The 24,549-nt window shown below is 68.1% G+C and carries 21 protein-coding genes and 3 pseudogenes; 10 read left to right on the top strand and 14 right to left on the bottom strand.

The window, feature by feature from the left end; translation table 11 throughout:
- The first annotated feature begins 54 nt into the window (after positions 1 to 54).
- The 3 genes from ACIQMR_RS28145 (at position 55) to ACIQMR_RS28135 (ending at position 1,959) form a co-directional block, all read left to right on the top strand.
- Positions 55 to 738 carry a response regulator gene (locus ACIQMR_RS28145; RefSeq protein ID WP_401392935.1) on the top strand — a complete coding sequence of 228 codons (684 nt, stop codon included), beginning with the start codon at positions 55 to 57 and terminating at the stop codon, positions 736 to 738.
- A gap of 66 nt (positions 739 to 804) precedes the next feature.
- Complete coding sequence (locus ACIQMR_RS28140; RefSeq protein ID WP_401392932.1) at positions 805 to 1,212, top strand: OB-fold nucleic acid binding domain-containing protein; 408 nt, start codon at positions 805 to 807, stop codon at positions 1,210 to 1,212.
- A gap of 3 nt (positions 1,213 to 1,215) precedes the next feature.
- A complete protein-coding gene (locus ACIQMR_RS28135) occupies positions 1,216 to 1,959 on the top strand; it encodes a DUF3159 domain-containing protein (RefSeq protein ID WP_401392929.1) in 744 nt (247 codons plus the stop codon).
- Positions 1,960 to 2,128: 169 nt separating this feature from the next.
- On the opposite strand, the gene ACIQMR_RS28130 is transcribed toward ACIQMR_RS28135, so the two are convergent.
- Positions 2,129 to 2,812: a TrkA family potassium uptake protein gene (locus ACIQMR_RS28130; RefSeq protein WP_266388226.1), complete on the bottom strand. Its 684-nt coding sequence runs from the start codon at positions 2,810 to 2,812 to the stop codon at positions 2,129 to 2,131.
- Positions 2,812 to 3,480, bottom strand: coding sequence for a potassium channel family protein (locus ACIQMR_RS28125; RefSeq protein ID WP_401392926.1), 669 nt, complete (start codon positions 3,478 to 3,480; stop codon positions 2,812 to 2,814). The genes ACIQMR_RS28130 and ACIQMR_RS28125 overlap by 1 nt, the downstream gene beginning before the upstream one ends.
- 302 nt (positions 3,481 to 3,782) lie before the next feature.
- Here ACIQMR_RS28125 and ACIQMR_RS28120 point away from each other — a divergent pair, with 302 nt between their 5' ends.
- The 3 genes from ACIQMR_RS28120 (at position 3,783) to ACIQMR_RS28110 (ending at position 7,682) form a co-directional block, all read left to right on the top strand.
- On the top strand, positions 3,783 to 5,831 hold the full coding sequence (locus ACIQMR_RS28120) for an APC family permease (protein ID WP_401392923.1): 2,049 nt from the start codon (positions 3,783 to 3,785) through the stop codon (positions 5,829 to 5,831).
- An 84-nt stretch (positions 5,832 to 5,915) separates the two neighbouring features.
- Entirely contained in the window at positions 5,916 to 7,244 is a 1,329-nt protein-coding gene (locus ACIQMR_RS28115) for a class I SAM-dependent RNA methyltransferase (protein WP_401392920.1), read from the top strand.
- 33 nt (positions 7,245 to 7,277) lie between these two features.
- Positions 7,278 to 7,682 carry a DUF317 domain-containing protein gene (locus ACIQMR_RS28110; RefSeq protein WP_401392917.1) on the top strand — a complete coding sequence of 135 codons (405 nt, stop codon included), beginning with the start codon at positions 7,278 to 7,280 and terminating at the stop codon, positions 7,680 to 7,682.
- Between the two features lie 63 nt (positions 7,683 to 7,745).
- On the opposite strand, the gene ACIQMR_RS28105 is transcribed toward ACIQMR_RS28110, so the two are convergent.
- Complete coding sequence (locus ACIQMR_RS28105) at positions 7,746 to 7,949, bottom strand: DUF6193 family natural product biosynthesis protein (RefSeq protein ID WP_401393225.1); 204 nt, start codon at positions 7,947 to 7,949, stop codon at positions 7,746 to 7,748.
- Positions 7,946 to 8,188 carry a hypothetical protein gene (locus ACIQMR_RS28100; RefSeq protein ID WP_401393249.1) on the bottom strand — a complete coding sequence of 81 codons (243 nt, stop codon included), beginning with the start codon at positions 8,186 to 8,188 and terminating at the stop codon, positions 7,946 to 7,948. The genes ACIQMR_RS28105 and ACIQMR_RS28100 overlap by 4 nt, the downstream gene beginning before the upstream one ends.
- Here ACIQMR_RS28100 and ACIQMR_RS28095 point away from each other — a divergent pair.
- Complete coding sequence (locus ACIQMR_RS28095) at positions 8,165 to 8,377, top strand: IS3 family transposase (protein WP_401392914.1); 213 nt, start codon at positions 8,165 to 8,167, stop codon at positions 8,375 to 8,377. The genes ACIQMR_RS28100 and ACIQMR_RS28095 overlap by 24 nt on opposite strands.
- A 263-nt stretch (positions 8,378 to 8,640) precedes the next feature.
- Here the strand turns inward: ACIQMR_RS28095 and ACIQMR_RS28090 are convergent, their stop codons facing one another.
- The 8 genes and pseudogenes from ACIQMR_RS28090 to ACIQMR_RS28055 form a co-directional block, all read right to left on the bottom strand.
- A complete protein-coding gene (locus ACIQMR_RS28090) occupies positions 8,641 to 9,174 on the bottom strand; it encodes a hypothetical protein (protein ID WP_401392911.1) in 534 nt (177 codons plus the stop codon).
- Positions 9,140 to 9,397 carry a hypothetical protein gene (locus ACIQMR_RS28085; RefSeq protein WP_401392908.1) on the bottom strand — a complete coding sequence of 86 codons (258 nt, stop codon included), beginning with the start codon at positions 9,395 to 9,397 and terminating at the stop codon, positions 9,140 to 9,142. The genes ACIQMR_RS28090 and ACIQMR_RS28085 overlap by 35 nt, the downstream gene beginning before the upstream one ends.
- Positions 9,357 to 10,889 carry a hypothetical protein gene (locus ACIQMR_RS28080; protein ID WP_401392905.1) on the bottom strand — a complete coding sequence of 511 codons (1,533 nt, stop codon included), beginning with the start codon at positions 10,887 to 10,889 and terminating at the stop codon, positions 9,357 to 9,359. Before ACIQMR_RS28080 ends, ACIQMR_RS28085 begins: the two co-directional genes overlap by 41 nt.
- Positions 10,886 to 11,602, bottom strand: coding sequence for an ATP-binding cassette domain-containing protein (locus ACIQMR_RS28075; RefSeq protein WP_401392902.1), 717 nt, complete (start codon positions 11,600 to 11,602; stop codon positions 10,886 to 10,888). Before ACIQMR_RS28075 ends, ACIQMR_RS28080 begins: the two co-directional genes overlap by 4 nt.
- A 109-nt stretch (positions 11,603 to 11,711) precedes the next feature.
- A complete protein-coding gene (locus tag ACIQMR_RS28070; RefSeq protein WP_385480636.1) occupies positions 11,712 to 12,044 on the bottom strand; it encodes a hypothetical protein in 333 nt (110 codons plus the stop codon).
- A gap of 89 nt (positions 12,045 to 12,133) precedes the next feature.
- A complete protein-coding gene (locus ACIQMR_RS28065) occupies positions 12,134 to 12,337 on the bottom strand; it encodes a response regulator transcription factor (RefSeq protein ID WP_401392899.1) in 204 nt (67 codons plus the stop codon).
- 404 nt (positions 12,338 to 12,741) lie between these two features.
- Positions 12,742 to 13,194 (bottom strand): annotated as a pseudogene (locus tag ACIQMR_RS28060) (nucleotidyl transferase AbiEii/AbiGii toxin family protein); the annotation flags it as partial.
- Between the two features lie 65 nt (positions 13,195 to 13,259).
- A pseudogene (locus ACIQMR_RS28055) lies at positions 13,260 to 13,645 on the bottom strand (hypothetical protein).
- A 1,177-nt stretch (positions 13,646 to 14,822) separates the two neighbouring features.
- Between ACIQMR_RS28055 and ACIQMR_RS28050 the strand changes: the two are divergent.
- The 3 genes and pseudogenes from ACIQMR_RS28050 to ACIQMR_RS28040 all read left to right on the top strand — a co-directional run.
- Entirely contained in the window at positions 14,823 to 19,673 is a 4,851-nt protein-coding gene (locus tag ACIQMR_RS28050; protein ID WP_401392896.1) for a DUF6531 domain-containing protein, read from the top strand.
- Between the two features lie 15 nt (positions 19,674 to 19,688).
- Positions 19,689 to 20,045: a DUF6193 family natural product biosynthesis protein gene (locus tag ACIQMR_RS28045; RefSeq protein ID WP_401392893.1), complete on the top strand. Its 357-nt coding sequence runs from the start codon at positions 19,689 to 19,691 to the stop codon at positions 20,043 to 20,045.
- 46 nt (positions 20,046 to 20,091) lie between these two features.
- A pseudogene (locus tag ACIQMR_RS28040) lies at positions 20,092 to 20,247 on the top strand (DUF6193 family natural product biosynthesis protein); the annotation flags it as partial.
- A 252-nt stretch (positions 20,248 to 20,499) separates the two neighbouring features.
- Here ACIQMR_RS28040 and ACIQMR_RS28035 read toward each other — a convergent pair.
- Positions 20,500 to 22,038 carry an MFS transporter gene (locus ACIQMR_RS28035; protein WP_401392890.1) on the bottom strand — a complete coding sequence of 513 codons (1,539 nt, stop codon included), beginning with the start codon at positions 22,036 to 22,038 and terminating at the stop codon, positions 20,500 to 20,502.
- Positions 22,039 to 22,289: 251 nt separating this feature from the next.
- Positions 22,290 to 24,212: an anthranilate synthase family protein gene (locus ACIQMR_RS28030; RefSeq protein WP_401393222.1), complete on the bottom strand. Its 1,923-nt coding sequence runs from the start codon at positions 24,210 to 24,212 to the stop codon at positions 22,290 to 22,292.
- Positions 24,213 to 24,549: the final 337 nt, after the last annotated feature.

Below are 24,549 nucleotides of genomic sequence, written 5' to 3'. Positions count from 1 at the left end.
CGACGCACGGACCCACCCCCGGCGCATGGACGAAAGACGGAAGGAAGGCACTCAATGACCCGAGTGCTCGTGGTCGACGACGAGCCGCAGATCGTACGCGCCCTCGTGATCAATCTGAAGGCGCGCAAGTACGACGTGGACGCGGCCCCCGACGGGGCGACGGCGCTGCAGCTCGCCGCGGCACGCCATCCCGACGTCGTCGTCCTCGACCTCGGACTGCCGGACATGGACGGCGTCGAGGTGATCAAGGGGCTTCGCGGCTGGACCCGGGTCCCGATCCTGGTGCTCTCCGCCCGGCACACCTCCGACGAGAAGGTCGAGGCGCTCGACGCCGGTGCCGACGACTACGTCACCAAGCCCTTCGGCATGGACGAGCTGCTGGCCAGGCTGCGGGCGGCGGTCCGCCGCGCCGAGCCGGCCGGCGGTGACGACGAGATCGTCGTCGTCGAGACCGAGGACTTCACCGTCGACCTCGCCGCGAAGAAGGTCAACCGGGACGGCCGCGACGTCCGGCTCACCCCGACCGAGTGGCACCTGCTGGAGGTGCTGGTCCGCAACACCGGCCGGCTGGTCAGCCAGAAGCAGCTGCTCCAGGAGGTGTGGGGACCCTCGTACGGCACGGAGACCAACTACCTCCGGGTGTACATGGCCCAGCTGCGCCGCAAGCTGGAGGCCGACCCCTCGCACCCGAGACACTTCGTCACCGAGCCGGGCATGGGCTACCGCTTCGAGCGCTGATCCACCGCAGACCGGCACCGATCGGCTCTTGACGATGTCCGGGGACCACCCCGGTAGGCTTTCGGTATGAGTGCTGTACCTCGATCCGGGAACGCGGAGAAGCCGGCCGGCCGCTTCCGCCGGATGCTCGACCGTCTGTCCAGCTCCCAGCAGGAACTCGAATCGGAGGAGCTTCAGGAGGACGCGCAGGCATCGGGCTGCACCCCCATCTGCGACTGCGGGGACCGGCAGATCGTGAAGGTGACTGGTACCTTGCGCACGGTCACCCTGCGACCGCGGGCCGGGGTCCCGGCCCTGGAGGCGGAGCTGTTCGACGGCTCCGCCGCCCTGGACGTGGTGTGGCTGGGCCGGCGCTCCATCGTGGGCATAGAACCGGGCCGCAAGATGATCGCGTCCGGCCGGATCGCCATGAGTCACGGCCGGCGGGTGCTGTTCAATCCCAAATACGAGCTCCGACCGCTCGGACAGGAGTAGCCGGTGACGTCCCTCGACAAGCCGACCAAGCAGGAGCAGGACCACGACGGCCACGGCCACCAGTCCAGGGCCGTGACCGAAGCGGCCCTCTTCGAGGCCTTCGGCGGGATCCGGGGCACGGTGGAGACGGTCCTGCCCGGGCTGCTCTTCGTCACGATCTTCACGATCAACAAGGACCTGCACCTCTCGGCGATCGCGGCCCTCGGACTGTCGCTGCTCCTCGTCGCCGTGCGGCTGATCCGCAGGGACACCGTGAAGCACGCGTTCAGCGGCGTCTTCGGGGTCGCCTTCGGCGTCGTCTTCGCGATGATGACCGGCAACGCGAAGGACTTCTACCTGCCGGGCATGCTGTACACGCTGGGCCTGGCCCTCGCGTACATCATCACCACCCTGGCCGGAGTGCCGCTGATCGGCCTGATCCTCGGCCCGGTCTTCAAGGAGAACCTCTCCTGGCGCACCCGCAACCCGGGCCGCAAGAAGGCCTACGCCAAGGCCAGCTGGGCCTGGGGTCTGATCCTGCTCGCCAAGTGCGCGATCCTCTTCCCGCTCTACTGGTGGGCCGACACGACACAGCTCGGCTGGGTGCTGGTCACCCTGAAGATCCCGCCGTTCCTGCTGGCGGTGTACCTGACCTGGGTCTTCCTGGCGAAGGCCCCGCCGCCGATCGACGTCTTCGCCGAGATGGAAGCGCAGGAGCGCGAGGAGGAGGCCCGTAAGGAGGCCGCCGCGCGCGACGGCGAGGCATAGGCAGTACGCGCACGAGGCATAGGCAGTACGCGCACGAGGCATAGGCAGTACGCGCACGAGGCACAGACTCGTACGCGAAAGGGCCCGGGACACATGGTCCCGAGCCCTTCTGCCTGCCTTCGGCCGCCTCGTCCGCGGTTCGTGACCGAGGCGGTCCCGGCCGGCCGCTTCAGCCCGTCGTCGTCGGGTTCTCGCGGCGGACCGAGAGGAGGTCCTCCAGTTGCTCCTCACGCGCCTGGGCGGCCACGAAGAGAAGCTCGTCACCCGGCTCCAGGGTCTCCTCGTTGTGCGGGGTGAGGACCCGGGGGCCGCGGATGATCGTCACCAGCGAGGTGTCCTCGGGCCAGGCCACATCGCCGACCTGGGTGCCGGCCAGCGCCGACTCCGGCGGCAGGGTCAGCTCGACCAGGTTGGCGTCGCCGTGGCTGAAGCGCAGCAGCCGCACCAGGTCGCCGACGCTCACCGCCTCCTCGACCAGCGCCGACATCAGACGCGGTGTGGACACCGCGACATCCACGCCCCACGACTCGTTGAACAGCCACTCGTTCTTGGGGTTGTTCACGCGGGCGACGACCCGCGGCACGCCGTACTCGGTCTTCGCCAGCAGCGACACGACCAGGTTCACCTTGTCGTCACCCGTCGCCGCGATCACGACGTTGCAGCGCTGCAGCGCCGCCTCGTCCAGCGACGTGATCTCACAGGCGTCGGCCAGCAGCCACTCCGCCTGCGGCACCCGCTCCACCGAGATGGCCGTGGGCGCCTTGTCGATGAGGAGCACCTCGTGCCCGTTCTCCAGCAGCTCTCCCGCGATGGAACGACCCACCGCGCCGGCCCCGGCAATCGCGACCCGCATCAGTGACCGCCCTCCTCAGGACCCTGGGCGAACGCCGCCTCGACCTTCTCGACCTCGTCCGTCCGCATCATCACATGCACCAGATCGCCTTCCTGGAGCACGGTCTGGGACGTCGGCAGGACCGCCTCGCCCAGCCGGGTCAGGAACGCGACCCGCACGCCCGTCTCCTCCTGCAGCTTGCTCACCTTGTGCCCGATCCAGGCCGGTGACGTGTGCACCTCGGCGAGCTGGACGCCCCCGCTGGGGTCGCGCCACAGCGGCTCCGCGCCCGACGGCAGCAGCCGGCGCAGCATCTGGTCCGCCGTCCAGCGGACGGTGGCCACGGTAGGGATGCCCAGGCGCTGGTACACCTCGGCCCGACGCGGGTCGTAGATCCGCGCCGCGACGTTCTCGATCCCGAACATCTCGCGGGCGACCCGCGCGGCGATGATGTTCGAGTTGTCACCGCTGCTCACCGCGGCGAACGCACCGGCCTCCTCGATGCCAGCCTCGCGGAGCGTGTCCTGGTCGAAGCCGACACCGGTGACACGGCGGCCGCCGAAACCGGCGCCCAGGCGGCGGAAGGCCGTGGGGTCCTGGTCGACGACGGCGACCGTGTGCCCCTGCTGCTCCAGGGTCTGCGCGAGCGCCGCTCCCACACGCCCACAGCCCATGATGACGATGTGCACCTGACTACCCCGCAGTCCTGGTCATCCCGGTCAACCCGCTGACCTGCGCAAACACCCTGTTCACTCTTCTCTCTCGGCTCTGCCGGGCAACGACGGGGCATCAGTGTGCGGTGGTTGCCCTTGACGAGCTTATGACGCGGCACCGACGTTGCCCTCATCCGCGGTGCCGAAGGCGGGGGCGCCGCACCTGGCGTAGCGCTGAGTGCACGCGTCATCGGCGCAGCGTCGCGACGGACGGCGGATTCGGCGGCAGTGACAGCCTCGGCTGGGCGCTGTCAAGAGAAACCCTTACGATCCTCAGCGTGTCCAAACTGACCGACGTGCCCAAACGGATCCTGATCGGCCGGGCGCTGCGCAGCGACAGGCTCGGAGAAACGCTCCTGCCGAAGCGCATCGCACTGCCGGTCTTCGCCTCCGACCCGCTTTCCTCGGTGGCGTACGCCCCCGGAGAGGTCCTGCTGGTCCTCTCCATCGCGGGTGTGTCGGCGTACCACTTCAGCCCCTGGATCGCGCTGGCCGTCGTGGTCCTGATGTTCACCGTCGTCGCCTCGTACCGGCAGAACGTCCACGCGTACCCGAGCGGCGGCGGCGACTACGAGGTGGCGAACACCAACCTCGGCCCCAAGGCCGGTCTCACCGTCGCCAGCGCGCTCCTCGTCGACTACGTCCTCACCGTCGCCGTGTCGATCTCCTCCGGCGTGGAGAACCTCGGTTCCGCGATCCCCTTCGTCGTCGAGCACAAGGTGCTCTGCGCCATCGTCATCATCGTGCTGCTGACCCTGATGAACCTGCGCGGCGTGAAGGAGTCGGGCAAGCTCTTCGCGATCCCGACGTACGTCTTCGTCTTCGGCGTCTTCATCATGATCATTTGGGGCGCGTACCGCGGCTTCGTCCTCGACGACACCATGCGGGCCCCGACCGCCGACCTGGAGATCAAGCCGGAGCACCAGGGCCTGGCCGGCTTCGCCCTGGTCTTCCTGCTGCTGCGTGCCTTCTCGTCCGGCTGTGCCGCGCTCACCGGCGTCGAGGCCATCAGCAACGGCGTCCCCGCCTTCCGCAAGCCCAAGAGCAAGAACGCCGCGACCACGCTGCTGCTCATGGGAGCGCTGGCCGTCACCATGTTCTGCGGCATCATCGGCCTCGCCATGGCCACCGACGTCAGGATGGCCGAGAACCCCGCCCACGACCTGATCCGCAATGGTGAACCGGTCGGCTCCGACTACGTCCAGAACCCGGTGATCTCCCAGGTCGCGGCCGCCGTCTTCGGCGACGACACGTTCTTCTTCGTCGTCCTCGCCGCGGCCACCGCGCTCGTCCTCTTCCTGGCGGCGAACACCGCGTACAACGGCTTCCCGCTGCTCGGCTCGATCCTCGCCCAGGACCGCTACCTGCCGCGCCAGCTGCACACCCGCGGTGACCGGCTCGCCTTCTCCAACGGCATCGTGCTGCTGGCCGGCGCGGCCATCCTGCTGGTCTGGGTGTACGGAGCCGACTCGACCAAGCTGATCCAGCTGTACATCGTCGGCGTCTTCGTCTCCTTCACGCTCAGCCAGACCGGCATGGTCCGGCACTGGAACCGCCATCTGAAGACCGAGCGCGACCCGGCCAAGCGGCGCCACATGATCCGCTCGCGGGCGATCAACACGTTCGGTGCCTTCTTCACCGGGCTGGTGCTGGTCGTCGTTCTCGTCACCAAGTTCACTCACGGTGCCTGGGTGGCGCTGCTCGGCATGGTGATCTTCTACGTGACGATGAGCGCGATCCGCAGGCACTACGACCGGGTCGCGGAGGAGATCGCCGCGCCCGACGAGCCCAGCGACGACAGTGTGCGGCCCTCCAGGGTCCACTCCATCGTCCTGGTGTCCAAGGTCCACCGGCCCACCCTGCGCGCCCTCGCCTACGCCAAGCTGATGCGCTCCGACCGGCTGGAGGCGCTCAGCATCGACGTCGACCCGGCCGAGACGAAGGCGCTCAAGGACGAGTGGGAGCGGCGCGGCATCAACGTCCCGCTGAAGATCCTCCACTCGCCCTACCGCGAGATCACCCGGCCGATCGTCGACTACGTGAAGGGCCTGCGGCGCGAGAGCCCGCGGGACGCGGTCAGCGTGATCATCCCCGAGTACGTGGTCGGCCACTGGTGGGAGCACCTGCTGCACAACCAGAGCGCGCTGCGCCTCAAGGGCCGGCTGCTGTTCACCCCCGGCATCATGGTCACCTCCGTCCCGTACCAGCTGGAGTCCTCCGAACTCGCGAAGAAGCGGGCCAAGAAGCGCCAGGACTGGAACGCGCCGGGCTCGGTCCGCCGCGGGCCGGTGAACGAGCGCCCCAAGGAGCCCAGCAGCAAGGGCTGAGGTGCCCTCGCACCCACGTAGACTGGGGGGCTGTCGTCCGCGCACGGACGACAGCCCCTCTCGTATCCCTGGAGTCACCCCGTCATGCCGAACGCTTCCGATGCCTCGCTCGTCGGGCAGGAGTACGAGGTCGAGATCGGCCCCGTCGCGCACGGCGGCCACTGCATCGCCCGCACCGACGCCGGGCAGGTCCTCTTCGTCCGGCACGCGCTGCCCGGCGAGAAGGTCGTCGCCCGCGTCACCGAGGGCGAGGAGGGCTCCCGCTATCTGCGCGCCGACGCCGTACGCGTCCTGGAGGCGTCCAAGGACCGCGTCGAGGCGCCGTGCCCGTTCGCGGGACCCGGCAGGTGCGGCGGCTGCGACTGGCAGCACGCCAAGCCGGGCGCGCAGCGCCGCTTCAAGGGCGAGGTCGTCACGGAGCAGCTGAAGCGTCTCGCGAGCCTCACCCCCGAGGAGGCCGGCTGGGACGGCACGGTCATGCCGGCGGAGGGCGACAAGCTGCCCGCCGGCGAGGTGCCCGCGTGGCGCACGCGCGTCCAGTACGCCGTCGACGCCGAGGGCCGGGCGGGACTGCGCCGCCACCGCTCCCACGAGGTCGAGCCCGTCGAGCACTGCATGATCGCGGCGCCGGGAGTCACCGAACTCGGCATCGAGAAGCGCACCTGGGAGGGCATGGCGTCGATCGAGGCCATCGCCGCCACCGGCTCCGGCGACCGCCAGGTGATCCTCACGCCGCGCCCCGGCGCGCGGCTGCCGATCGTGGAGCTCGACAAGCCGGTCTCCGTCCTCCGGATCCACGAGAATGACGAGAGCGTCCACCGGGTCCACGGCCGCCCCTTCGTCCGCGAACGGGCCGACGACCGCACCTACCGCGTCGGGATGGGCGGCTTCTGGCAGGTCCACCCGAAGGCCGCGCAGACCCTCGTCGAGGCCGTGATGCAGGGCCTGTTGCCCCGTAAGGGCGACACGGCCCTCGATCTCTACTGCGGCGTGGGCCTGTTCGCCGGCGCCATCGGCCAGCGCGTCGGCGAGAAGGGCGCGGTCCTCGGCATCGAGTCCGGCAAGCGCGCCGTCGAGGACGCCCGCCACAACCTCCAGGACCTCCCGCGCGTCCGCATCGAGCAGGGCAAGGTCGAGTCCGTCCTCCCGCGCACCGGCATCACCGAGGCCGACCTCGTCGTCCTCGACCCGCCCCGCGCGGGAGCCGGCCGGTCCACCGTCGAGTACGTCTCGAACCTCGGCGCCCGCCGCATCGCGTACGTGGCGTGCGACCCGGCGGCACTGGCACGGGACTTGGCGTACTTCCGCGAGAACGGGTACAGGCCGCGGACGCTGAGGGCGTTCGACCTGTTTCCGATGACGCACCATGTGGAGTGCGTCGCGATCCTGGAGCCGGCGAAGCAAGGGCTCTGACCTGGGGATTGGTGGGTGCGCTGGATGTGCGGTGTGGGCGTTATACCGCGGTACGAGGCGTACGCGCCTCTGCTCACCCGCGGCTGGAGCCACGCCGTAAGGACCGACGGCACGCAGACATTCCTCACCCCGGAGGGACTCGGCGGTGTACGCCACCGCTACGCCACCAGCGGTTCCGGCGAACTGGCCTGGCCTGCTTGGGGCGGGTACCCCAGCGAGCCGCACTGGACGGCGCGCTTCTCGTTCGGTACGCCCACCACGCTCGTCGCGGCCTTCACCGCCTCGCTCATCTCCACCGAACCGCTGCAGCGCACCGTCCAGGACGTCCCCGCCCGCACCCGCCGCGCCCTCTACGTCGCCACCCCGACAGGCAAGCAACAGCACGGCACCACACCCGTCGCCCCGCCTCCCGTCCCGGCCTCCAGCCACGCCCGATGAACTTCCCCGTTCCCTGTCCCAAGGAGCCCTCCTCCAGCCACTGGGGGGTCGCACTGTCTGCGGTCACAGGTCGTTGGCCGTTCCGATGATGGCTGGTCCGCAGCCTTCCGGCAGGTTGACCGCCACCAGAGCGAACGCCTCCTCGACCGTGGCCACCTCGCCCAGGACTCCGGTGTCGGATGCGCCGGAGACTTGGAAGCCTCCCTTGACCAGGGGGTACACCAGGGGGACGTCATGCGATGAGGGGAAGCCCGTGCACCGGCTCAGGTGCAGGATCCCGTGGCTGACGCGCGGATACAGTTCCTGCAGCCGGGCTGGGCGTAAGCGGCTCGGACCATTGCAGGATCGATGAGGTCGGGGTCGAACTCCAGGATCGCCCGCCATTCGGCCGCTACAACGGCTGCGGCGTCCGTGGAACCAGTGTCCTTCATTTCACGCTTCACTTTCCATTCAACAATGCCGTCAGCGAGGCGTTCAACAACGTGCTGAAGGTCGAGTACGTCCACCGGCACACCTTCAGCACCCGCACCGAGGCCCGGATCCGGATCGCGACCTGGATCACCGACTCCTACAACAGCCGTCGGCTACACAGCGTGTGCGGCTTCACGAGCCCCGGTCGACCGAACACCACTACTGGGCCAGCCCCACCGAGAAGCTGGCTGCACAGGAAGGTCTCCACAGTTCGAGGGGATTGACACCTCGGCCAGATACACGACTTGCAGCCGAATGAACCGAGGGAGCCATTCAGCGGATCACCACCGAGAACACCACCCTCAAGCAGCGAGTCCGCCAACTGATGGCTGAAAACCGCACCCTCGACGAGCGGCCCAAGGCCGTCCGCTCCAACGTCCGCTTCCAAGACGGCGCCTCGCCGACCTCGAAGCCCACCTCGCCGATCCACACCGCCCGACCTGACCGGTTTCCGGGATACCCGCTGACCGTCACGGGGCGGAGGATGTCAACTCCTGTCTTCTGGCTGTCGCCATGTCGCGCGGAAGCTGCGCCAGAGGGCCTGACCGTCGCCGAAGAAAGGCAGCAGGAACACGATGTGCGCGAGGTACCACCAGGCCAAGGACCGGTCGAGGCCGGGGAGCCACAGAAGGACGCCCACCGCGATGCAAGCAGACGGCCCGGCCACGGCAACCATAGCTGTCTGCCATGCGCTCATGGTCCCTTCCGGGATCACCGACGTACGCCACGCTGTCCGCTCGATCGAGATGTGAGTGACCGTGCGGATCCGCTTGAGGACGAGGGCGTGTACCGACTCGTGCAGGGCGAACGGGGCCACGAGGCCCAGGGTGGCCGGCTTGACCAGCAGCACCCACGCCATCTCGGCCGGCACCGGGTCACCGGAGCGCGCCATCCAGACCAGAGCAGCGGCCAGGAGAACGCCGGCGAACGCCAGCAGTGGCCACACCTGGGCGGCCACTGTCCAGCCAACGGCGCGGATCTTCAGTTCAGTTGCCGGGCATCTCGTTGAGGAGCTGGTCACGACGCTCCTTCAACCCCCGGTAGACGATCTGAATCATCACCATGATGACGGTGAGTACGAGGAACAGGACGATGATCGGGACCGGATTGTCGATGCCGGTGGTGATGCCCGTATTCCCGTTGTCCATCTTCACCGTCTCGAAGACCATCGATCCGAAGAACGCTTTCCGTTCGCCGAACTCGTCACTGCCCGTTGAGAACATGAGGGCGAGCAGGGTCGCCACTACCATGACCAGGGTGAGCAGTGCGGCCCCTGTGGCGGCCTTCATGACCGACCGTGCCTTGAGCATTCCTTCTCCTCGACTCGCTTGTGTGGATTCCTTGTACCGCGTACCAGATGAACGCGACGGCTGCCCCGGCGAGGCAGGCAATCACGGCCCAGGGCGGGAGATTGAGCATGCCCAGCCCGATCACTGACAGGCCCAGAACGATGACGACCACGGACAGCCCCAGGAACACGGAGAACGGATTGTCCTTCTCTGCCGGGAACACGATGCTGATGCATGTGGTCATGACCGCCCCGCCCAGGCAGGATGCCAGCGCCGCTCCGCTGGAGAGCAGTCGGTCGGGGTAGATCGCCGTGGTGATTGCCAGAGCGGGCACGGCGAACACCGTGAGCAGGGCCAACTGGGCCCGGATGAGCCGTGTGTAGACCTGCCAGGCTGATGCCCGAACGCCGGGCAGCATCCGCAACGGCTGGGTGGCGGTGAATTGATACAGGCCACCGAAGGAGAGCGCGGCAAGGCCCCACATGGGGTTCATCGCGGGTTTGGCCAGCAGCAGGTAGACGAACACGGCGAGGGCCATCGCGGCGGCGGCAACGGTCTGCGCGCTGCGCAGCAGACACCAGTCGTACGGTCCGAGAATGCCTCGCAGCCGCAGGCTTCCGGGGAGTTTCAGGTAGCGGGACTGGCGTACGTGCTGGTTCGGGGCGAGCGTGAAGGCGAGGGCCATGAGCACGGCCGACAACGCCACCGCGGCGGCCAGGGTCAGCCAGGGCCCGTGCTCGTTCCACGCCCAGGACACCGACGTGACCCACGTGTACTCCGTCCGTTCGGCCAGATACGCGCCGGAGATGTCCTGGATCAGCCGTGTCATCTGCGCGGAGTAGTAGGCCAACACCGCGAACAGGACGAGCACGTTGAGGATGCCGGCCATCCGGCTGAGCCCCACCAGCATCCACATCCGGGTCAGCAGCTGGTACAGAACAGACAGCGTCAGGTAGGTGAGGGCGACCGGCAGGACGACGGATGCGGTGATGTATCCGGTCGCGGACGGGCCGAGGAGGATCAGCGCGCTGACGGAGAGGGAGATCAGGCCGGCCGCGGTCACGATGGCGGTCATCGCCGCTTCGTACATGAGGAACGCCGTCGAGCGTTCCCGGTTGGTGACCGGTAGCTGGTAGCTGAGCCGGAGCATCCCTTCGGCGTTGATGAACAGCACCTTCACCAGTAGGAACGCGATCTGCACCCACAGCAGGAGGGACACCGTCGAGGTGTCGAACAGCAGCCGCCACACAGCCGTTTCGTCGGCCAGGGGACGCAGGAAGAAGTAGGCGGCGGTGCACATGACAGCCAGGAGCAGCACGGCCGCCACCATGACGAACACCCTGACCGGGGGAGACTTCAGGACCCCGGCCCGCAGTACCCGGCGGCGGAAGAAGACGAGGAGCATCCGGGCCAGGACGGCGGACTGCTTCAGCCGTACAGCCCTCATCGCTGGGACGTTTCGAGGTAGTCGAAAACCATGGCGGACAGCGATCCGTGTTGTTCGACCAGATCCTTTGTCGGCTCGTCGTACACCACGTGGCCCAGGTCGAGGAAGAGGGTCCTGTCGGCCAGGCGTTCCAGTACGGCGAAGTCGTGCGTGCACAGCAGGATCGAGCGGCCCGCGTCGCGGACCCGCCGGAACTCTTTCTCGGCGAGGTGCAGCGCTTCGAGATCGATGCCGTTGAGGGTCTCGTCGATGACGGTCAGCGGCCGGCGCATGACGAGCGCGGAGACCAGCTGCGTCTTCTTGCGCATGCCGTGTGAGTAGTCCTCGATGAGATGGTCGTAGCGGCCCTCCATGGAGAACTTGCGAAACAGGCCGATGGCCTCATCGTGGTCGACGTCGAGGTCGAACATCTTGCCCATCATGGAGATGTACTCGCGGGCGGTGAGGAATTCGGGCAGGTAGTCGTTGCTGGACAGATACATGCCCCGCTGCTTCGCCTCGGGCCGGGCGTGCTCATGTCCGCCGATCCGGACGGACCCGGACTGAAGGCGTACGAGGTCGAAGATGTTCCTGATCAGTGTTGACTTGCCGGAACCGTTGGGGCCGACGAGACCGACGATCGTGCCTTCCTCAACCGTGAAGGACACGTCCAGGAGAACGTTGACAATGCCGTCGTAGGAGTAGCTGACCTCGTTGACATTCAGGAGAGACACTATCGCGTTGATCCTTTGCCGAATCCGTCAAAACCAGGGCGGTGCCCAGGAAGCCCGGGTACTACCGAGGGAGCTTCCTGGGCACCTGGCAAACAAAGCCGTCAGGCAACTACACGCATTCGGCGCGGACCTTCAGGCCGAAGTCCTTGAAGGACCATGAGCCGGAGAACGACTTGTTCTGCTTGACCACACACCAGACGACCAGTCCGGCGAAGATGGTGGCGCCCAGGCCGAGGACGACGGCGGTGAAAATCAGGAACCAGGCGTCATAGCGGACGAGCCCCTTGTCGACCTTCGTCCTGATCGACGCGATGGCACGCGCGGGCGCCGTGGTCGCAGCCACGTACGCGCCGATCGACGTGTTTGTGTAGGCGGTGACGGCCTTCGCCTGTACCGACTCGTCGGCGGCTATCGGTTCCCGTACCAGAGTTGACGCAGACACAGTTGTTCTCCCCTGTGGTTGATGTTGACTCGGCAAAGGTGTCATGTTCCCGGCAAGTGGCGCTAGTGTCCTAAAGGGTACCGAGCGGGTCATTTCGCGAGTATCGCGATGACGGCCGCTTCCGTCCGTGACGTGATCTCCAACTTGATGAAGACACTGGTGACATGCTTCTTCACGGTCCGCTCCGTGATGCAGAGACGGTCGGCTATCGCCATGTTCGACTGGCAGTCACCCAGCGCGGTGAGCACCTCGCGCTCTCGCTCCGTCAAGAGCGACAGGTCTACGTCACGCACCCATGGCGGGATGCTGAACTCTTTGCAGCAGGCGCGAGTCTCTTCGTGATCATTACTGCTGCCCGATGACAGTCTCAATTCCGATCCCCCGTGACGACGGTCAGCCGCCCGTTCGTTCGACTGCGCATGACCCGGGCGGTTTGGTCAGAACCGCTGGCTAGTCGCAGCGGTCAATGTAGGCGCGCCGTGAACAGCGGGGCAAGAGAATGATGTTGGGCTGGCGTGAACGTGACTCCGTAAGTTCAGCCCGGCGGAATCATCGACGGACTGCATGAACGTGAGTCACTCGTGTGCCCTTCCCGTGAAGCGGAATGGCTGAGAGCCGTGTTGCGTGTGCGGCTGGTGGCCGAAACGCGATGGGTCCGTGGCTCTGTCTCAGGGGGCCATCCTCAGCCGTCCCACAGTGCCTGCAGGTCCTCCCGCTCGAAGCGGCCACGGGCGTAACGGCGGCCGAACTCCTCAAGCTCGGCATTGGTCCAGCGGCGGGACGCTGCGAACACGTCGATGAGATCACGTGGCGCTCCACGGTCGGCCAGGGCGCGGACCTTGGTCCCGATCACGTCCTCCTCCGCGAGGACGGGCCCGTACGGGCTCTGGGCGACAGGTCGCCAGAAGATCTCCTTGAGGATGTCGACCTCGCATTCCTGCCCGGTGGCCGGATCGGACACGGTGAAGCGGGCGGACAGCGGGGCGGTCTCCAGTGCGCGCACCTGCCAGCCTCGTGCTTCCAGGCCGCTACGGAGCGCGGCTGCGATGTCGGCCATCGGTGCCGGGTTCTCGGTGGCGACATCGAGGTCCTGACTGGGGCGGTTCACGAGGCGGTGGGCCCGCACGGCGTATCCGCCGGTGAGGACCAGTGGTTACGGGGAGCCGAGGGCGATCACATCCGCCAGGAGCCGCGTGTGCAGCTCCGGCATGTCCGTCACGCGGCTGCCCGGGTGCGGGAGGCGAGCTGAGGGAAGGCGTCTTCCCACACGCCGCGGACGGTGCGACCGGCGAGGGTGCGCAGCACCGGCCACATCTGGAGGAGCAGGTTCTGGTTGAGGTAACGGGGGAGGTCGTCGCGCAGGCCCTCGTGCAGGACGGTGCGGTACAGGCCCATGCGCTGGTGAGGCTTGGCCATGTCGTACGAGGTCATCCCGGACCATGCCATGTGCAGCGGGAGCTCCACGACCCCTTGAGCGGGGCCCTGCAACTCGTCCAGTGACGCCGGCAGGCGCCGCCGGAACTTCTCCCGGTACAGCGCGAGGTCCTCGGCGTCCGCTCCGAGAGATCCCTCGGAGCGGGGTGCTGCGGGCTGGAGGGCATGACTCTAATATGGCGGCCGGAGAAGTGGTGCGGGTCATGAAGTTCGAGCCGGTGTCCTGAGTGAGCGTAGGCGGGCTCGTCCCGAGGAGCTGGTCGGGGCAGCCTGTTCCGCCCTGAAGGGGTGGGATGGACTGTTGGTCACGACGCTCGTTTGACGCTCTGGGCGCCGGCACGCGGGACAGTGGGCCAAGGAACCGGCCTTGACCTGGCCTTTCCGCGACGCGCCCAGGCCGACATCTTCCCGATGACGCATCATGTGGAGTGCGTGGCGGTGCTTGAGCCGGTGGGGAAGGGCGCCTGAACTGCGGTTTCTCTTGGTTCCCCATGTCCGGGTCGACAGGGCCGACCTGTTTCTCAGGAACGCACGACGTGGAGCGCGCCGAATGCCGGATGAGCGGCTCGGACCCGCGATTTCAGCCAGTGGTGTGCGGGGGCGGGCATCGCGCCACGACCTCTACAGGTGCAGCGCGCGGCAGTCTCGACACTCATCCGATGCTACCCCTGATGTCATGTCAGGAGCTCGTGCGTGGTGTGGTCGAGCGCATCCCGCTTGAGGATGTGGTGCACCGTCTCACGCCGAGGGACCGATGCGGCTGGTGCCGTCGTCCACGGTGACCCGCGCGATGACCGCGGTGTCCTGACCGCGACCCTCCGGCATCGAGGTCAGAACCAGCGAAAGACGGCGGTATTCGGACCCTCTTGTTCAGCGCTCCCAACGGTGGCCGTCGAGCCCGATGCCCTCAACCCTCGGCAGAGAGCCAGCCGCGCCGGGCTCGGAGGCCCTGGGACTTCTTGCAGGACTGAGAGGACTTGACGGAGGAGGGCTCGCGGGTCCCATGGGAAAGGGCCGCAAGGGGGTGCTGACCATGTGCTTGAAGGCTCCCCCTGTTGCCTTTATGGCCTGGTCGCGAGCGACGGATCACTCAGAGGCCACGCACAACAGCAGTGCCGACTCGCTCTCGTGTCGGCCTGTCGGTGGCCGTGCCCTCACCAGGTCTCGGGGTGATGATGCGCCGTCATGATAAGTACCGGCCGATCTCGCAGCGGCGACGCGTGACCGTGGGGTGAGGAGTGGTCAGGAACCGAGTCAGTCCCAGAAGTTCACTCATGGCATGCTGGGAGATCTTGTTCGATTGGTCGAACTGTCCTGCCATGAGGAACCGGGGGCTGATGCATCGTGGGTTACACGATTCCTGAGGGTGTCGACACGATGCTCGATGTCGTGGGTGTGGGTTGGCCGAACGTCGACGAGGACGCCTACCGCGACATGGCCGATTCGCTGAGAGAGTTCGCCGACGATGCGGAAGACGACGCGGGCGCGGCCTACGGTCATATCCAGAGGTTGCTGTCCAGCGGACAGGGAGAGTCGCTGACCGCCCTGGACAAGCACTGGTCGAAAGTACAGGGCAAGCACAAGGACCTGGCGAAGGCCGCCCGGATCGTCGCGGGCGCCCTCGACCGGGTGGCGGACATCGTCGTGGCCCGCAAGATCGCCGCAGTGGGCGAACTGGCGGACCTGTGCGCCACGGTGGGCATCACGCTGGCGTTCGCACCGGTGACGGCCGGTCTGTCGACGCTGCTCGCCGGTGCCAAGATCGCGGCCACCCGGATCGCGTTCAAGAAGATCCTGAAGGAGATGGCGGAGGCGGCCGTCGCGGAGATCGTCGCGACGCTCACCGAGCCCGCGGTCGCCGCGATCGAGAACATTGTCGCTGATCTCGCCATCCAGACCGCGCTGAATGCGGCGGGTATGCAGGACGGCTACAACACCGACCAGACGGTGCAGGCCGGCAAGGACGGGCTGCAGATCAACTCAGCGGGCGGGCCGACCGGCCCCGGCCCCGGCGGCGGTCCGGAGATCGACCACGACGCGCACGGCAATGCCGGGATGCACCTGGCCAATGTTCAGATCTCCATGAAGACCCGGGCGGGCAGCAAGCTTGGCAAGGCCAAGGGCCACCACGGCCGGGCCAAGGGCAAGGACTCCCTGACCGCCGTCCTCGACACCACCATCGAAGGCGTCACGGAGAAGCTCGGGAAGGCGCTGGACGACCTCGGCGACCACGTCGGCAAGAAGGTCCCCGACGCCATCACCGGAGGCTCCAAGACCCACAAGGACACCGACGGCGACGTCCGCGACCGCGTCAAGAGCATCCTCACCAAGGACGGCAAGGACGACGGGGGCCTGGGCGGGAAGCAGGGCAGCTCTGAGCCCGGGCGAGGACAGCGCGGAGCCGACGACAAGCGGACGAAGCCGGACCGTCTGGACACCGCCAAGGACGACGCGCGCCGCAACGGCATCTCGCTCGACAAGAAGACCTGTGAGAACGACCCGGTCGATGTCGCCACCGGCGAGATGGCACTGCCCCAGACCGACCTGTCCCTGCCCGGTGTGCTGCCCCTCGTCCTCCGCCGCACGCATCTCTCCTCATACCGTTACGGCCAGTGGTTCGGCCGCAGTTGGGCTTCCACCCTGGACGAGCGGATCGAACTCGCCCCGCTCGGCGCCGGTGCGGTCTGGTCACGCGAGGACGGCTCGCTCCTGGTCTACCCCCGGCTGCCGCTGCCGGACGACACGGACGGCGTCCTGCCCCTGGAGGGTGCACGGCTGCCCCTCCTGTACGGCGGACAGGACGACGCGGAAACCACTTACCAGGTCACCGACCCGCACTCGGGTCTGACGCGCTCCTTCACGGGCAGCCCGTACAACGAGTCCCCGGCGTACTGGCTCGCCGAGATCGAGGACCGCAACCACAACCGGATCACGTTCACGCGCCGCGGCGACGGCAGCCCCGCGGCCGTCACTCACGACGGTGGCTACCGGGTCCTCCTGGCCGTCGAGGATGCACGAATACGCGAACTCGCCCTGCGTACGCCCGACGGTCCGGTCACCGTCATGCGCTATGGCTACGACGCACAGGGCAACCTCGATGCCGTCACCAACTCCTCCGGGCTCCCGCTCCGTTTCACGTACGACCCGGACGCAAGAATCACATCCTGGACCGACCGCAACGACTCCACGTTCCAGTACGTATACGACGGCGACGGCCGTGTCGTCCGCACGATCGGCCCTGACGGCTACCTGTCATCGACGTTCGCATATGACGTCCACCCCAAGACGGGCGACCGCACCACCCGGTACACGGACTCGGTCGGCGCCACAAAGGTCTATGTCTTCAACGATCGCCTTCAAGTCACCGCGGAGACTGACGCGCTGGGAATCACGACGCGCCAGTTCTTCGACCGTTACGACCGCCTCCTCTCCCGCACCGACGCGTTCGGCAGAACCACCACCTACATCTACGACGACCGGGGCAACCTGACCCGCGTCGACCACCCGGACGGCACCGCGGCCACCATCGAGTACAACGAACTGAACCAGCTCGCCTCGGTCACCGGCCCGGACGGCGCAACGTCACGGCAGAAGTACGACGAGCGCGGCAACCCCACCCTCTTCACCCGCCCGAACGGCTCGACGATCAGGCTCACCCACGGCACGCGCGGTCAGCTCACCGGCGTCGACGACTCGCTGGGCGCGCAGGACCGGCTGCACTGCAACACCGCCGGCCTACCCCTCGCGATTCGCGGCCCGCTCGGTGCGATCACCCGCTACACGCGGGACGCCTTCGGCCGGGCGACCCGAATCACCGATCCGCAGGGCCGCGCCACCGAGCTGGAGTGGACGGTCGAGGGCAGACTCGCCCGTCGGACCGACCCGGACGGTTCGCAGCAGTCCTGGACGTACGACGGGGAGGCCAACTGTCTCGTCCAGACGGATGCGATGGGCGGAGAGACCCGCTTCGAGTACACCCACTTCGACATGGTCGCCGCCCGCACCACACCGGACGGCGCGCGCCACGAGTTCACTCACGACACGGAGCTGCGCCTCGCCGCCGTGACGAACCCGCAGGGCCTCACCTGGCGCTACGCGTACGACACGGCGGGACGTCTCACCTCCGAGACCGACTTCGACGGCCGCACGCTCAGCTACACCCACGACGCGATGGGCCGCCTCTCCTCCCGTACCAACGGCCTCGGCCAGACCGTCCGCTTCGAGCGCGACCAGGCGGGCCGCGTCATCACCAAGGACGCCGAGGGAGTCGTCACCCGCTTTACCTACGACATTCACGGTCACCTCGCCGGCGCCGTCGGTCCCGACGCGGAACTGACGTGCATACGCGACAGCTCGGGCCGGGTCCTCCGGGAGATCTGCAACGGCCGGGAGCTCACCAACGTCTACGACGAGACCGGCCGCCGCATCCGCCGCACCACTCCATCCGGAGCGGTCAGCACCTGGTCCTTCCCCGCGGACCTCCACGCCGAGCTGAACTCCTCGGGTCACCAAGTGGTCTTCGAGTTCGACGAGACGGGCAGGGAGGCCACCCGCCGCATCGGCGATGCGCTCGCCATCGAGCACGCCTACGACGCGGTCGGCCGGCTGAGCGAGCAGCGGGTCCGTGGCGCCAACGACCGGACTGTCCAGCACCGCTCCTACACCTACCGCGCGGACGGCCATCTGATCGAGGTCGACGACCGACTGGGCGGCTGGAAACAGTTGGAGTTGACGAGCGAGGGTCGTGTCACGGGCGTCACCGCCGAGAGTTGGAGCGAGCGGTACGCCTACGACGAGGCCGGCAACCAGACAGCGGCGACCTCGCCCGGCAACGGCGACGCCGACGGCTCACGCGAGTACACCGGTACCAGGATCACCCGCGCGGGCCGGGTCCGCTACGAGCACGACGCGCAGGGCCGGGTCGTCCTGCGGCAGAAGGCCCGCCTGTCGCGGAAGCCGGACACCTGGCACTACGGCTGGGATGCCGAGGACCGCCTGGTCTCGGTGACCACACCCGACGGCACGCGCTGGCGCTACCGGTACGACGCGCTGGGCAGGCGGATCGCGAAACAGCGTCTGGCGGAAGATGGGACGACGGTCGCCGAAGAGGTGGCCTTCACCTGGGACGGCGACACTCTGTGCGAACAGACGACCACGCTCGCCGAAGCACCCGATGCCATCGCCCTGACCTGGGACCACGACGGCGTGAAGCCGGTCACTCAGGTGGAACGCCGCCTGCTCGACCAGTCGGAGGTCGACCGTCGCTTCTTCGCGATCATCACGGACCTGGTCGGCACACCACGCGAACTCGTGGACGAACAGGGCGAGGTGGCCTGGCGCACCCGCGCGACGCTGTGGGGCACGACGACATGGAACCGCAGCGCCGCGGCGTACACGCCGCTGCGTTTCCCAGGCCAGTACTTCGACCCGGAGTCGGGCCTCCACTACAACCGCCACCGCCACTACGATCCCGAGTCGGGACGATATGTCTCCCCGGACCCGTTGGGCCTGGTCCCGGCACCGAACGCGGTCACGTACGTCGACAATCCGACGCGGTGGATCGACCCACTGGGGTTGGCAGGGTGCCCGCACAAGGGCGCGGACAAGCCCAGGCACAGTGTCGTACTGGGGCCGAACAACCCTGGGGCCCCCGACGGTCCTTCGAACAGGCTGGCAAGGTACTTGCGCAACGATCCCAACGACGCCAACCACGATCCGGATCGCCCGCAGGATCCAGGTGCACACACATACAACGGCTCGGATTACGCTAATGGCGAGCCTCCTGAGTGGATGACGAACGTCGTGAGTGCGGTGAGCGATCGTGGGACTACGTTGTCGATCACTCTCGATGGCATGCCGAACGAGAAGGGTGAGAAACTCAACTGGGACTCACCCGAAACAATCGTGGAGGCTTTCCAGAAAGCAGCGAATTTCGGATCGCAGTTCAACATGGAACGCCGCGCGGACTACCCGCCGCCGGGCGTGGGGGGGACCGCCTGGGAGATGAGCCAAGTCGCCTACTACGTGCGCAAGTACGAGATCGACGTCGCGATGGACGAGCCGGAGGAGATGCGCAGCGGACGCCCTTGGGAGTCGATCCACTGGTACACCCAAGACGAAGATGGAGGGTTCAAAGAAATCAAGGTCCCTAAACCGGACATCCCCGAGATTCAGGCACGTCGCGTCAACCCGTGAATGTAGTGAGAGGAAATGGTGCATCGCATCATGACGTTTCCGCAAGGCTCTGAAAGCGCCGCAGATGCGGTGACCGCGCAATGGCGCCGACTCATCGAAGGAGGGGAGGAGGTAGTCGATCCGGCGATGGTCCGAGCGGCATACGCACAACCTCGACTGCGGAGTCTTTACCCCGGTGTGAGTCACGGCATCATGTTCTTCAAACAAGGCGACGGGCTCTCGGGAGACCCTGTCGGTGGCTACGTGTACCCCCAGGAAGACGGGCGCTTCTGGGTCCGTGGGCCTCTCGGTGTGGGCTCACTCGGCGAAGTGGACACACTAGAGGAGGCTTTCGCTCTGGTCGTGGCGAGTCTTCCCGAGGGCGACGAGTAGGCCACTGACGAGACGAAGGAGGACTGCGACGTGGGCTGCGGAGAACGTGGCCGCCGAGTGGCAGCGAGCCCTCGCCTACGGCGATGGCGTCGTCGATCCCGCTCTGCCTCGTGCCGCGTACGCGCAGCCACGGCTGCGGGAGTTTCACCCGATGGTGAGTCACGGGACCCTGTTTCTCGACCGATGTACCCGGGGGCGGCTACCAAGTGGCCGAGCTGTCGTTGAAGGCTCTCCTTGGACCAGAGTAGAAGCAAGGCCACGACCTCGGCGAGCTGTTGAAGCGGTTGCCGACGATCTGTTCGCCGCAGACGACGACCGGCGCCTGGCCGTCGAGGGCATCCGGGACCTGCGCAGCCGTGACCCACCGCTCGCTCTGATGAGACGTCAGGAGATGTGCGGGCAACGGGCGGTGGGTGAGTGCGTCACCCGGTGCACGTCCACGCCCGCGTCACGGCTATCGCCGTCCCGAACTGCGCGGGGCCCGGTGGCGTGGTCCCGGAGTAGGGCGGGTGCCTTCGGGGGTCTCGCCGCCCGGGCTCCCGGGCCCGACGACCTTGTGGTGCGGGACGGTTCCGGTCCGCAGACCGGTGAGAGCGATGAGGGCGACCAGGGCGAAGGCTGCGGCGCCCAGAGCGAAGGAGAGCGTGTACTGGCCCTCGGCGGGCACCGCGGGCGTGCCGGGGGGAAGACCCGTCAGCAGGCGGGCACTCAGCAGCGCGGTGATCACGGCGCTGCCCAGCGAACTGCCCAGGGACCGGGCGATCGAGTTGATGCCGTTCGCGATGCCGCTCTGATGGACGGGAACGCCCGCCACGATGAACGCGGGCAGGGTCGCGAAGCCGAAGCTGATCGCGATGCCGGTGAGCAGCCCCGCCGCCACGACGCCCCCGGGCCTGCCGTGGCTGACGGCCAGCCAGCCGAAGCCCAGGACGCCGGACCCGGCCCCGGCGGCGAGGGTGACGCGGGCGCCGATCCGCCGGACCAGCACACCGCCGAACTGCGCGGCGATCAGCGAAGCAACGGTGCCGGGCAGCAGATAGACCACAGCGGCATCCAGCACCGAGGCCGAGAAGCCGTACCCCGCGATGCGATGCGGCGTCTGCACCAGGTACGAGATGCCGATGAACTGGGTGAACATGCCGAACCCCAGCAGCACCCCGGCGAGGTTGGTGAACACCACCGGCCGTAGGGCGAACATGCGCATGTCCACCAGAGGTTGACGTACCCGGCGCTCGACGAGCACCCACACGGCGGTCAGTACCGCCGCGCCCCCCAGCAGCCCCAGGCAGCGCGCCGAGGTCCACCCCCACGTACCGCCCTGAGACACTGGCAGCAGGAGCAGGACCAGCGCGCCGGCGAGTGTCGTCGCCCCCAGCCAGTCCGTACGGCCGCCGGTGGAGGAAGGAGACGGCGGGACGGCGATCGCCACGGTCGCCAGCGCGACCAGGGACAGTACGGTCGCCAGCCAGAACACCCGGTGGTAGTCCGGGTGCGGGCCTTGGGTGAGCAGCCCCGCGCCGACCAGGGCGAGACCGCTGCCGAACGCCAGGGTTCCGCTGACCAGCCCCATCGCCCCCGGCAGCCGCCGCGCGGGCAGTTCGTCGCGCAGCACCGACAGCGCGAGCGGGAAGATGGCCGTCGACGCTCCCTGCATCGCGCGGGCGACGAGCAGCAGCGGGAACGAGCTGGTGGTGGCTGCCAGCGCGGACCCGACGACGGTCACCCCCAGCACGCACAGGAGTACGGGCCGCTTCCCGCGCATGTCGCCGAGGCGGCCGAGCAGCGGGGTGAACACCGCGGCGGACAGCAGCGTCGAGGTGGCCAGCCAGCTCGTGCTCGAGGAGGAGAGCGACAGGTCCTTCTGGACCACGGTCAGGATCGGGACGACCAGGGTCTGCATCATCGACACGATCATGGCCGAGAGGCCCAGCGCGAGGACGAGGCCGCGTCCGCGGAACTCCGCCGTGGCCGGGCGCCTGTGGGTGTGTGGCATCACGTGCGCTTTCGTGTGAGGTCGGCGACGGGAGCCGCAGGGCGGGATCCCTTCGCGGAACGCGCCGGAGCGGCGGCGCCCAGTGGTATCGCGGCGGGCCGGGACCGGGCGCCGTGCGCGCCTGCGGCGGGAAGCGCGTCCGCCCGCGCGGTGGATCCGTGGCGGAGACGGAGGCCGCGGCCCGCGTCCGCCCGCGCGCCGGGATCGCGGCGAGGGAAGGGAGTCGTGCCGGGCACCGACCCGTTCTCCGCTCAGCCCGTCGCGCGGACGGGTGCGGACAGCAGCGCCGAGAGGTCGTCGGCGAGGACGCGCAGTCCGTCCTCGGACAGGAGCGACTCCGGGTGGAACTGTGTCGAACGCAGCCGCTCGCCGCGCAGCGCGTGGACCTCGCCGCTTTCCGGGTCCCGGCTGACATCGATGCCCTCGGGGACCTGGGGGGCGCTCAGGCGATCGGCGGGAGAGAGAGCCGCGTAGGTGTTGTAGAAGCCGAGCCCGGCCGGGCGGCCGAACAGGTCGATCCGCCGCCGGACCCCCTGGTTGGGCGGGTTCTTGCGGATCAGGTCGAGCCCGAGTTCCGCGCAGAGCACCTGGTGTCCGAGGCATACCGCCAGCAACGGCCGCCGCCCGGCCAGGAGTTCGCGAACGGTGCGGCGCAGGGCGGCGATCTTCGGGTGGTTCCGCTCGCGCGGGTCGCCGGGGCCGGGGCCCACGATCACGAGGTCGTGATCGGCCGGTTCGTAGGAGTCGTCGAAGCGCCGGACGGTGACGCGCAGGCCCAGGGCGAGGAGTTGGTGGGCGAGCATCGCGGTGAAGGTGTCCTCGCCGTCGATCAGCAGGACCCGCCGGCCGGCCAACACCTCCCGGTGGCCGCGGTGCGCCTCCTCGTCGAACGGGTCCAGCCAGAACCGGGCGAGGGTCCGGTTCCGGTCCGTCAGGGCGCTGAGGACCGCGGGCTCCTCGGCGAGCGCGGGGCCCTGGGCCGCTCCCTGCCGGCCGCCGCCGTGCAGGGCCTGGACGACCGCCGCCGCCTTGGCGCGGGTCTCGGCGACCTCGGAGCCGGGGTCGGAGTGACGCACGAGTGTCGCGCCCACTCCGATCCGAAGCCGGGAGCTCGCGTCGATGTCGGCGCAGCGGATGAGCACCGCGGAGTCCATCCGCCTGGTGCCGGCTTCGTCCCGGCCGATCACGGCGAGCACCCCGCTGTAGTAGGCGCGGCCCTCGGTCTCGTACCGGTTGATGACCCGGCAGGCGTTCTCCAGCGGGCTGCCGGTGACGGTGGGCACGAACATCGTCTCGCGCAGGATCTCGCCCACCTCCAGCGTGGTGCGCCCGCTGAGGTGGTACTCGGTGTGGGCCAGCTGCGTCATCTGCCGCAGGTACGGTCCCTCCGTGCGGACCCCGGGTTCGCAGATGCGCGCCATCATCTTCAGCTCTTCGTCGACGACCATGTACAGCTCGTCGGTCTCCTTGGGGTCCGCGAGGAAGCGGAGTGTCCCGGGGACGGTGGGGCCGGCAGCGGGGTAGCGGTAGGTGCCGCTGATCGGGGTCATGGTGACGGTGCCGTCGTTCAGTGCGACGTGCCGCTCGGGGGTGGCGCCCACCAGGGTGCGCGTCCCCGTGTGGACGAGGAAGGTCCAGTACGCACCGGCCTCACCGGCCAGCAGTCGACGGAACACCGTCAACGCGGCCTCGGTGGGCGGCCCCTGGACCGTGGCGACGAACGAGCGCTTGATCACGAAGTTCGCGCCCTCGCCGCGCCCGATCTCCTCGCTCATGATCTTGCGGACGATGGTCTCGTACTCGGCGTCGTCGGTGTCGAAGCCGGCGTCGGCCAGCTCGAAGGGCCGGTCGGGAACGATGGCCAGCGTCTCCTCGACGCTGAGCCTGATCTGCTCGTCCACCGTCATCGCGAGCAGCGGAGTGCCGTCGTCCTGGTGCGCGTAACCGCGCTCCGCTATCTGACGGTACGGAACCAGCACCACCAGATCGTGCCGGCCGTCGGCGCTGTGCGACGGCGGGCCCGAGGGCAGTGGCAGATCGCCCAGACCCGGAACCTCCGTGACGTTCCCGAGCAGGAGCTCGACGTCGTCGTGGCCCGCGGAATGCGGTCGGTGGAGCAGGGCGAACGACGGTGCGTCGGGACTCAACAGGGCGTGCAGACGTGCCGTATTCATCTCACTCACGAGAACTCCCCGGAAACTCGCACGGTACAGGTCATGACTGCCACTTCTGGTCCTGCTCTTCATTCGCCGGCTTCTCCTGCGCCTCGATCAGCCTCGCAGCCGGGCGGCTGTGCGGGCCACTACTCACATGCGCCGCGATCCGCGGGCAACGAGTAGGTTGTCAACCGCTTCCGGCTACTCGCATGGGTAGTCCTCGGGGGCTTCCGCGCGACTACAGTCGAAATCGGCTGGCTGCGCCGAACTCGGCCGTTCGCGCCGGACATTCAGCCGTGGCACCCGGCCGGTTGCGCCGTCATTCGGCTGTGACCGGCCCGACATTCGCGATTCA

This window comes from Streptomyces sp. NPDC091376 (assembly GCF_044757085.1).
Classification (GTDB): domain Bacteria; phylum Actinomycetota; class Actinomycetes; order Streptomycetales; family Streptomycetaceae; genus Streptomyces; species Streptomyces pratisoli.
Note: the sequence above shows the minus strand (reverse complement) of the source record. Positions and strands in the feature narration are given on the sequence as shown.